Genomic DNA, 9,138 nt, shown 5'->3' with positions numbered 1-9,138 from the left:
AGCGACAAGACAGACATTTGGTCCAAGCGCGACGCGATACAGGCGCTCGCCAACATCCGGGTGCTCCACATGCCTTCTGAGCTGGTGACACTTGGGCAACTGGCGCAAGCGGGGGTAGACGTTGGGCCGCCAACGGAATAATTTGCGCCCCGAACGACTTCTCCGCCGAGCCCCCAATAGCCTACTTAATTAGTCGGGTATTTCCTTTTTTGCACGGAATAAATGAAATGGCGAAATGCACGGGCGTGCTAAGTCGTTGATTTATATAGAGCAGCTTTCCGATTTTGCAGACGGAAATGCAAAAGCACGAAATAGGGTCATTTTTCGGCGCGTTTTGCGGGAGTGCGTTTCGAGGTCATTTCTCCCTTCAAAAGCACGCTGGCATACCGGGCAACACTGAAGCTCATGGTGCCCCGGAAGTTGATGTGCCCGAAGTGGACCGGCCCGATTCGGCGCAGGATGCTGTCGTCAATGCGTTGCCCGCTGGACTTCAGACGATCTACGGTTTCCTGCAGTTTCATCGTGTTCCAGCCGATCACGACGTTCGTCAAGAGCGCATGCGATCCCGAAATCGACTTGAGCTCGTCGCGGCGGCGGCCTCTTTCGGCGGTGATTCGACCGTAGTAGATGGCCCGCTGAAGGAGGTGCACCGACTCACCGCGGTTGAGCAAAGTGTGGATTTCCCGCCGGAAGACGTCGTTGGTGAAATAGTCGCACAGGAACACCGATCGCAGCAGGCGGCCGTACTGGTCCAGGCAGCGGCGAACGTCATCCCCGGCCGCTGCGCTCCCGTGGCGGGCCAGCGCCCAAGCGACGCTCACGCGGCCAGACTTGATCGAGGCAATAAGGCGCATGGTCTGGTCCCAGCCTTCCCGGATAGCTTTTTCGGTGATGGCTGGTATGGTGATTTGCTCGAGGGCCTCGGACACCTTGATCGAGCGGGGTGTCCAGATCTTGCGGTCTGGTAGGCCGGCCAACTGGGGGCACAAGTCGAACTTCAGCAGCTTGGCCACGCTCATGCCTGAGTAGGTATAGCCGTGGGTGTCCACCGCCAAAAGGTCGACTTTGATGCGGTCTTCGCTGTGCGAGTTGTAGGCTTCGATCCCATGCACTGCCGGCGCGTCCTGGCGCGTCAACAACACGATGGGTTGGTCAAAGATGACCGGGTAGCTGCCCAGGATATGGGTGTAGATGCCTGCCGCCGCGGTCTTGCGACGGGGATCGGTGCGGGCAATGGACAGGTGGCGAGTTGCGTCGAGCGCCATCATGTCCGAGGAGGCCTTCTTCCCATCGCTCCACAGCTTGACGATCGGAAACCGCTGCTGGAATGCCACCACGCTATCGTTGGCTGAGCGCAGCCGGCCAGGCGCCTCGAGCATGCGCATGGCGGCCGATACGCGGCTGACGGGCACGCCGGGAATCATGGCTGCTGCCGCCTTGGCGTCGATCTCTGTGCCGTGCGCGAGCAAGCCCGCATACAGTGCGATGAGTTCTTCGGCGTCTTCCGGCTGGCGGCCCAGCAGCATGGTGCTGATTTGGGTCCGACTGTCGATCTCCAAAATGACGTCCGGCAGCCGGGGTGCGCCAATCAAGTCGCTCAGGCGTTGATTCGTGTGTCGAAGTTCCGGGTCTTCCTCCGCGGCGCGAATCGCCGGTATACGCACGCAGCCGTCTTCATCGATCTCAAGCAGGCCTTTTTCGAGTCCGACCTCCACATCGGCAAGGCCGGCACGCAGCAACTCGTACTGGAGGTCAAGCGCTTTGCGCGGATCCAATTCCAGACCATAGGCTTCGCAGAGCGCGACTTTGTCGCGCTCCCACTCGTCCTGCGGAATCAGCAAACTCGCCTTGTTCTGGTAGGTAGCGCTGTGGTTCACATACAGGCTTCCTCCCCGCAGCCCCTTGCTGATGCGCATTAATGCGCAACCTTCAAAAGCCCTGAGTGCCGCCTGCCCCTAGCTCCTACCGCGATGCGACCGGCACCGAGCCTCAGGGAAAACGTGCTGATCCGCTAATAGTCGCACCAGCTCAGAACGACGACGCCCGCCGAAGCGTTTCCCGGGCGACCTCGTCCAGGATAAGTCCGCACAGGCCAGCGAGCGACTGATTGTGCGCGAAGGCCTGACTGTCCAGAAACGCGCGAGTTTGTGGTGCTACTGTCACGGGAAAGCGGCAAGCGTTCTGGTCCGCCACCGTCCCAGTCGATGCTGTTGCGGCCCCAGCGCTCGCCCTTGCCAAGATGTCGATCACGGATAGCGAGGTCGATGCGGCCGCGCTATCCGGTGCTGAAGCCGCTGGCGGTGGCGAGGTGGCGATGGCGGCCGTGGCAAGTCTGAACTGCCCTGCGTCGGAGAGCTCCACCAGGCCCTTGGTGCGGAGACGTAGCGCGTGAGCGCAGAGGCTCGCACGGACGGTGGTCCACCCGGGATTCTTTGCGAGGGCTGTCAGCAGCCCCAGCTCCAACGGAGACAAGACTTCCAGTTCGGGACCGCAATTCTTGACAGCGTCGAGTGCTTCCTGTTGACCATCGGCAAGAACGGCGTAGACCTTCCTTGGAGCGTATTCGAAGTCCACGGGGCTCGGTCCGCCCGACCATTCTCCAGTTTCCTTGTTTCGGGCGACGAACCAGATCGCCATGTGTTGCTCCTCTGCTTTAGCCCTTGATGATGCCTGTGCAGAGGATTTGATCCGATTTGTTCATCGCGCGGCCCGACCATTGATCCCGGTTGGGGCACTTTTGCGAGTGCTGCGGCAGCGCCCTGCACTTCGTGGGTGTCCAGTCATCACACGCCCAGCCAAACCATTTCATCGGAAGCCCTGTCGTAAAACGAGCCAGGCCATGTGCGTAAGCTCCCGGCAGAGTTCAAGCACGTTTTGAAGGAATGAACTGCCGGTTCTTGATCGGCCGTAGAGTCATGGACGATTAAAAAAATAGTTTCTTATGTTCTTGGAGTATTCAGTTTCCGCCTGTTGATATGCAACACCGTTCGGGCTTTGTATAATTTTCGTCTTGAACTCTTCGAACCATCTCAGTTGCCTTCGCTTGGTTACCTTAACGCTCTCAGGATCGGCATCGTAAATTTCCATGCGCCGGCGAGCAACAATTTCCCATCGGGTCAAATCTGAACTAGAGACATTTCGGCTGGCGTCCTTTCTCGACTCGCGTCTGAGAAGTAGATAGATTATTAATATGAGGATCGTGATCCACATCACAATCTGTAGCGGCAACGGAATACCACCCGTGCCCTCGGTTGAATTAGATGGGGAGGTGCCTTTGGATCTGACCAGCTCGTTTTTTGCTTTTTCAATAGCTGCCCGTTCCTCTTGGACCTTCTGTTCCAAGAGTAGTTCGGTCATAGCTTGAGCCTTGCGCTCATTCGACGTAGCTTGAGCGGCACTGTTTCCGACAAAGCCAGCGGCTGTGGCTGCTATCAATAAGGCACTCACCAAACTTCGCATAACAGCATCTCCCTAGGTAAATTTTTTCAACAACAACGGGTGTAGGCCATGCCTCTTCTCCAGCGATCATAGCCGAGGTCCCCTGATAGCCCCAGCATTGAATGAGTCCTAGGTATCGTTTTCCAATGCTCGCCAACAGTCAATGTAGCCAGCGAGCCCAAACTGCCACCGGTTTGCGCATGGTGGGTCATTTACGCGAACGGGTAGGAGTATATAATAGGGTATGAAAGAAAAAATGAAATATGCTCTAGGTCTTGCTGTGGCTGTCGCTCTCGCAGGTTGCAGTCAAAGCACAAGTGAAAATGCCGTGTCGAAAGACAGCGATATTCAAGCCGATCTCCGTAAGAAGTTGGTCAATCCGGAGTCCGCCAAATTTGGTGACTTAATCGAGTCAGCCGATGGTAAGTCGGCATGCTTGATGTTCGATTCGAAGGGTACGACCGGCCAATATATGGGGTGGGGGTCGGCCCTTCTTCACAAGCAGGGCGACAAGTGGGTAATAACTGCCGTCAATGGCAACCCAGCCGAGTGCCGCCTGAAGAAGTGAGCCACCTGTGGCTTGCGCTTGGCACCTCCAACTTTTACGCCGCCGGAGGCGTGTGCACGTGAAGGTGGGTGCTGGCCGCCAGTTACTTGGCTGCGGCCTTCTGAAGGCGAGCCAGCGCGCCAGCTGAAGGAGCTGTTGCGCCAGCCGCTGGCATAAACGTCACTGCACTCAACGGGTAGGGCATGTCGACGGTCGAGGGGAACGGCCAACCTGGCGGCGTGGCGCGCAGGCGCACCAGGGTGGGCTTGGTGGGGTGGGTAAGGAATGCCACAAACGAATAGGCCCAACCATCGAACTTGCCGCCATGGATAGTCCCGTACGCCGGCAGCGGGGCGTCCGTTGATGGTGTCTTGGACATCGTCGTAGCCTACCAGCCAGATGAGGCATGGCCTCGGCGCTGCGCGCGCCATTCCCATGGAGCCACTGGATTGGGGTCGGCCCACAGCCCTACCCTGCCCTGGCGCGCCTTGGCTTCAACATCCAGCAGTGATTGATCGGTGAGGTACTGGCGGTACACCCAGGCCATCCCCTGCGCCACCATGAGGCGGTTGATGTCCTGGCCATCGACCAGGACGGTTCCGATGGTGCGACCGTAACGGTCGGTGCCGCTGGTCTTCACGTGCACCACCTTCGCGAACACTGCCTTGGACAGGGCCTGCTTGGCGCGCGTGCCGAACTCAGCGCGGGACTCGGGGGCGTCGACCTGGCTCAGCCTCACGCGGACTGGCTTGTGGTCGACCAGCACGTCGATGGTGTCGCCATCAAGCACGCCAACGACCCGGCCGGTGATGTCAGCATAGGCGGTGCCCAGTACGGCCCATGCGGCGAGGACGACGAGGAAGCGGTGAAGTTTCATGAGTGTCTGAAGTGTGTGATGTGTGGCGGGGTTGTTGAAGATGAATTTGCCAGATTCGCCTCATCGGTCAAGCCCATTCGCGGACTGTGTCAGCTCTTTCCAAAGGCGCCCTATCCACCATGGGCAGCTTTGGAAAGCGCTGTGGGCCGCTGGCCCACAGTTCTCTCGCATGTTGGTCAGACGCGCACCGGCGCGCGACTAGACCTTGTTGGTTGGATGCGTGGGTCAGCTCGGCGCCCGAGCCCACCGGCCGCACCGGCGCGCGCCCTGGGCATCGTAGGCCGCGGTGAGCGCGTCACCATCGACGCCCCGGGTGAGCGCGACCTTTGTGTGAGCGTCGGGATACTCGTGGCCGCATTCAATCAGCGAGTTGAGGGCCTTGAGCGCCGCCTCGAGTTGTGCGGCCGAGGTACGCGGCTTGGCCGAGCACTTCCGGCCTGCCTTCGGCTGAGACAGTTGGTGTTTCATGTGAATTCCAATCGGTGGTGCCGTAGGAGCCCCCGCCGGGGAGTCCCCGGCAGGGTTTGAAGAATGTGGCAGCTCGATCAGGGCGTTGGCGGCGATCGCCCGGCCCAGGCGTCCGCCACTGCCTCTTCGCTCATCAGCGCCGGCACGAGTTTCGTGGTCACCTCGTGGCTCTCCACGGTCGCGGAGGTGCCCCCGGTAAGCATTCCGTCCCCGATGGCCTGTTCGCACAGTCTTGGGAGCAGCGCTGCCATGGTGGCAGCAGTCTCCCCATTGAGCGAGTAGGTCACGTCGACGGTCAATCGGATTTGCACTTCGGCTTGTTCTGCCTGCATATCGGCTCCAGAAATGTGGTCGGAGCCTCCCTATCGGGTAGAGCCCCGATCGGGTTGAAGATGTTGGTTCACCAAGGCGGCATGACCGGTGCTGGGCACGCAGGCATAGGCCGCTTGGCCAATCTGAGGTGCGTGCCGATGGACGGCAGCAGTTGGCGATGGTCAGAAGACCGGTGTTGGGCAGAGCAGTGTCAGCCCACGGGTGCAACCTGGTGCACCTGCCGAGGGTGTGATCCTCGAAGCATCGCGGCAGCATATTCGACCTGCTGGCAGGCAGCAAGCATCTGCGTCGCGAACGCGCCGGCTCAGACGTAGTGCCGGACCTTGCAGCTGTGGCCAGTGGTTGGCGACTTGCAGCGCCGGGCGGCCGCTGGGGCCATTCCTATTGATGGGCGGCAGGGTCAAGTGCCACTTGCGGCGTGGACGAAAGCCCGCAGCTTCTCGTAGTCGAACCGATGTTCGTCGAGCGATACTCCAGTGGCCACCAGCACGTCGCTGAGCAATCCGCTGTAGCTTGCGATGTTCTCTGGGCTCATGCCGCTTGCCACGGCGAGGCCCAGGGAGCTGGTACCGCGCATCAGCTGGATCTTTTCGACCGTTGGAGGCTGGCCGGTGGCCTTACCGCTTGTGGTGGGTGTGAAACCCAGCGCACGGGCGGCACGGGCTGACTTGGCAGGGGTGGGATCCTCGGCCTGGTACTTGAAGGCCACGCTCGCGAAGACCCGCGGCTTCGTGCTGCCCGGGAAGACATCGCGCGCCCGGGCCAGCTTGAGCGCGGGCGCCCTCGCCTCTCCTGCGACGATGCCAGGCTCATCGATCCACACTGCGTCCAGTGCATTGGCTGCTGCCAGCTCGAATGCTGCGGTGGGGTCCTTCTCGGTGAGCAGGTTGATCCCGACACACAGAGAGCGTCCATCGGCACTGCGCACGCTCTTGATGGCCGTGGCCAGTGACGGCAGCTCGTGGTCAGCGCCTTCGTGGCTGATGAGGAATACGCCGTACGCGCCCGCATCGAGGGCGAGGTGTGCTTGTTCGAGGGTAAGCGGTCCATTCAGGTGATGGATGACCGCCCAGACTTTGACTGTATTCATGGTGAGATTCTTCTTGATTGGTGGTCCAAGCGCAGCGACAACCGGACGCGCCGATGCTACTGCGGTCCGAGCGATTGTTGGAGCCCAGAGCCGGCCCAGCTACAGACATGGGACCAAATACCCCGGCGCCGCCGGCGCGCGCGGATTCAGTTCATGGCGGTGGCACGTTCCCCGCAGGCGGGAGGCGCTGGGGTGATGTGCATGCCGACGCATCAGTCGAGTGCGCGATCAGCTCCAGTTCCAGCGCGGTGCGCAGCCATGACCCCTTCAACGTAGCGGAAGTCCGCGGTCAGCTGAGACTTCAGTTGAGGACCCAGGAACCGCATCAGCGTCTCCACGTAGGCCTTGCGGTCTGCTGGCTGATAGATCGACATGGGGTCCACGCCGGTGTATTGCCGAGCCAGTGTCAGCATGTGCAGCTCGAGGACATATCGTTGATGATCGCTTTCTGTCTTCGGACAATTGCCCGGGATCCTGGTTGCCAGGCCTGCCGCAGCGGCTTGGGCCGCGCACTGTGTCTGGAAGGTCTTCGCGTCCTCTTCCTCGAGGAGGTAGCTGAGCTTCGGATCCAGGATGACGGGCCTTTCCTCGCCCGGATCCACGAAGGCCTGCGCCATCAACCACTGGCCCTTGGCGAGCAGCTGGCGCTGGTAGGCTTCGACGATCGGCGTCTTGACGGCCACATCTGCCATGCAGAAAGCCACGGCGTTGGCAGCCGCGATCATCTCTGGTGCGTCCGCCATGGCCTGCACCCTTTCGCGGGTGAGCTTGGTGTTGTCGGTGGACGCGCTGCTGCGCCCCCCTGTTGTGTTGGAGAGTTCCATGTGTTCTTTCTGAATAAGACATCGCCATGTGGTGGCGATGCATGCAGCCACGTGGTGGCTTGCGTTTGATGGAGCGCTACCGCGCTGAGCAGTCGCTGGGGCGCAGTCAGGCCAGGCGCCAGCCGGTACTGGTGGACACCAGACTGCCAGCCTTGGTGAGCGCCTTGAGGCTTTCGTTGACCGCAGCCCATGTCATGACGCGCAGGCTTTCGATGGCCATGAGCTGCGCGCGGCTGGCGTGGCCAGCGCGCACGGCAGCGAGGATCTGATCGTCGAGGGAGTTGGTCATTTCCGGTACACGTGAAAACGCCCACTCACTGGCAAGCAGTGAATGGGCGCAAGGAGTTGGCCCGGCTGGGGGCCAGCTGCCGCCTATTGCGCGAGCGCGCGTCGACCAGCGGCGGTTGGGCGGCCGGTCGAATCGACCAGGCCGTTGGCTTGAAAGAGCTGCTTGAGCCCTTCGTACTGTGTGTCAGGCGGGACCTGATGGCCGGACTTGATCGGGCCGGGAGTTGTCTTTGGGATTTTGGTGCTCCGTTTAGGCATGTGCGTTCTCCTGTGAGCTATTGGGGATAGCTTACCAAGATGCACGGGTTTTTCAAGGTCAGATGAGCTTGCAGTGGACTGCGGCTCGGTAGAGTTTGGGCATCTCGGTCGCCGGCAGGCGGCCCAAGACGTGCCTCTGGGTGGCAAACATCTGAGCCCTGATCGCGAGGTCGAAGCGTGTGGGCCGGTTCAGGCCGCAAGCGGCCAGTGAAACAGGATCAGACACAACGACTTCGTTTGCTGGAGGGCTGCTTTTGTCCACGCGCTGGGAGCTTCCATACGCGAGGACGTAGCGGCTCTCGCCAAGGACTTCGAGGACCAAGGCTGGGTGCAGTGAATCGGCCAATTTCTCGGCGAATGGAAACCGTACCATGACTATGTCGCCAGGGGTAGGCATTGCCGGCTCCTTTGGAATGGAGCCATCCCACTGGGGATGGCCCAGTGGGTGAATGCACGCGAGAACGGTGCGGTTGTTTGATGAGTGCGAACACTCTATTGCGCGCGAGGCGAAATCAGACTGGAGCCTACCTCAAGGCTTGCTCAAGCGCCAGTAGATGCGGTGTGGACCTATGCCCCGCGCTTGCCCTTGGCAGCGGCGGCCACCTCCTCCCGGAGGTCAGATGACGCTCGGGTCCAACTACCGTCGTTGGTGCCTGTCCAGATCTCGCCCGATTCCAAGTCCACGGCCATCCACTTCGTGGGGCACTTGGTGGTCAAAGTGAGGTTCACATTCGAGGCGAGCTCAGCGACCTGGCGACCTGACAGTAGCTTGCGAACTGAGCTCACTTTGACCCAGTGCAAGTGCCCGTGTCGCGTGACGGTGCCGGCCTTGGCGGCCTCATTGATCAGAAGGTCGGCGATGTCGTTCGCGCGATCCCTGCTACGGGGGTTTGTCATGGGGAAGATCAGGGCCATGAGGTCCGAGCGACGGAACGGCTCTTGACCCTGGCGATCAAGGAGGCTCTGCAGGGCTGCGCGGTGCCGCAGTGTCAATTCAATCTTCATGTTGGGTGAT

General features: G+C 60.7%; 12 protein-coding genes. 1 reads left to right on the top strand and 11 read right to left on the bottom strand.

The window, feature by feature from the left end; all coding sequences use genetic code 11:
* Positions 1-317: 317 nt before the first annotated feature.
* The 3 genes from ACSQ9E_RS33795 to ACSQ9E_RS33785 all read right to left on the bottom strand — a co-directional run bounded on the left by ACSQ9E_RS33795 (position 318) and on the right by ACSQ9E_RS33785 (position 3,357).
* Positions 318-1,916 (bottom strand): Tn3 family transposase, encoded by a 1,599-nt coding sequence (locus ACSQ9E_RS33795; protein WP_436220488.1) that lies wholly within the window; start codon positions 1,914-1,916, stop codon positions 318-320.
* A gap of 112 nt (positions 1,917-2,028) precedes the next feature.
* On the bottom strand, positions 2,029-2,637 hold the full coding sequence (locus ACSQ9E_RS33790; protein ID WP_436220487.1) for a hypothetical protein: 609 nt from the start codon (positions 2,635-2,637) through the stop codon (positions 2,029-2,031).
* 276 nt (positions 2,638-2,913) lie between these two features.
* The gene (locus tag ACSQ9E_RS33785; RefSeq protein WP_436220486.1) at positions 2,914-3,357 is read right to left on the bottom strand and encodes a hypothetical protein; all 444 of its coding nucleotides are present in this window, start codon (positions 3,355-3,357) and stop codon (positions 2,914-2,916) included.
* A gap of 325 nt (positions 3,358-3,682) precedes the next feature.
* On the opposite strand from ACSQ9E_RS33785, the gene ACSQ9E_RS33780 reads away from it, so the two are divergent.
* Positions 3,683-4,006: a hypothetical protein gene (locus tag ACSQ9E_RS33780; protein ID WP_436220485.1), complete on the top strand. Its 324-nt coding sequence runs from the start codon at positions 3,683-3,685 to the stop codon at positions 4,004-4,006.
* An 82-nt stretch (positions 4,007-4,088) separates the two neighbouring features.
* Here ACSQ9E_RS33780 and ACSQ9E_RS33775 read toward each other — a convergent pair whose 3' ends face one another.
* The 8 genes from ACSQ9E_RS33775 to ACSQ9E_RS33740 all read right to left on the bottom strand — a co-directional run bounded on the left by ACSQ9E_RS33775 (position 4,089) and on the right by ACSQ9E_RS33740 (position 9,128).
* On the bottom strand, positions 4,089-4,364 hold the full coding sequence (locus tag ACSQ9E_RS33775) for a hypothetical protein (RefSeq protein WP_436220484.1): 276 nt from the start codon (positions 4,362-4,364) through the stop codon (positions 4,089-4,091).
* Between the two features lie 9 nt (positions 4,365-4,373).
* Positions 4,374-4,862, bottom strand: a complete 489-nt coding sequence (locus ACSQ9E_RS33770) for a thermonuclease family protein (RefSeq protein WP_436220483.1) — start codon at positions 4,860-4,862, stop codon at positions 4,374-4,376.
* 225 nt (positions 4,863-5,087) lie between these two features.
* On the bottom strand, positions 5,088-5,330 hold the full coding sequence (locus ACSQ9E_RS33765; protein WP_436220482.1) for a hypothetical protein: 243 nt from the start codon (positions 5,328-5,330) through the stop codon (positions 5,088-5,090).
* Between the two features lie 77 nt (positions 5,331-5,407).
* The gene (locus ACSQ9E_RS33760; RefSeq protein WP_436220481.1) at positions 5,408-5,662 is read right to left on the bottom strand and encodes a hypothetical protein; all 255 of its coding nucleotides are present in this window, start codon (positions 5,660-5,662) and stop codon (positions 5,408-5,410) included.
* Between the two features lie 401 nt (positions 5,663-6,063).
* Positions 6,064-6,753, bottom strand: a complete 690-nt coding sequence (locus ACSQ9E_RS33755; protein ID WP_436220480.1) for a hypothetical protein — start codon at positions 6,751-6,753, stop codon at positions 6,064-6,066.
* Between the two features lie 212 nt (positions 6,754-6,965).
* Entirely contained in the window at positions 6,966-7,577 is a 612-nt protein-coding gene (locus tag ACSQ9E_RS33750; protein ID WP_436220479.1) for a hypothetical protein, read from the bottom strand.
* 106 nt (positions 7,578-7,683) lie between these two features.
* The gene (locus ACSQ9E_RS33745) at positions 7,684-7,866 is read right to left on the bottom strand and encodes a hypothetical protein (protein WP_436220478.1); all 183 of its coding nucleotides are present in this window, start codon (positions 7,864-7,866) and stop codon (positions 7,684-7,686) included.
* A gap of 824 nt (positions 7,867-8,690) precedes the next feature.
* Positions 8,691-9,128: a hypothetical protein gene (locus tag ACSQ9E_RS33740; protein ID WP_436220477.1), complete on the bottom strand. Its 438-nt coding sequence runs from the start codon at positions 9,126-9,128 to the stop codon at positions 8,691-8,693.
* Positions 9,129-9,138 lie beyond the last annotated feature (10 nt).

This window comes from Acidovorax sp. LjRoot118, from assembly GCF_964253575.1.
Taxonomy (GTDB): domain Bacteria; phylum Pseudomonadota; class Gammaproteobacteria; order Burkholderiales; family Burkholderiaceae_C; genus Acidovorax.
This window is presented reverse-complemented; position numbering and strand designations above follow the sequence as displayed.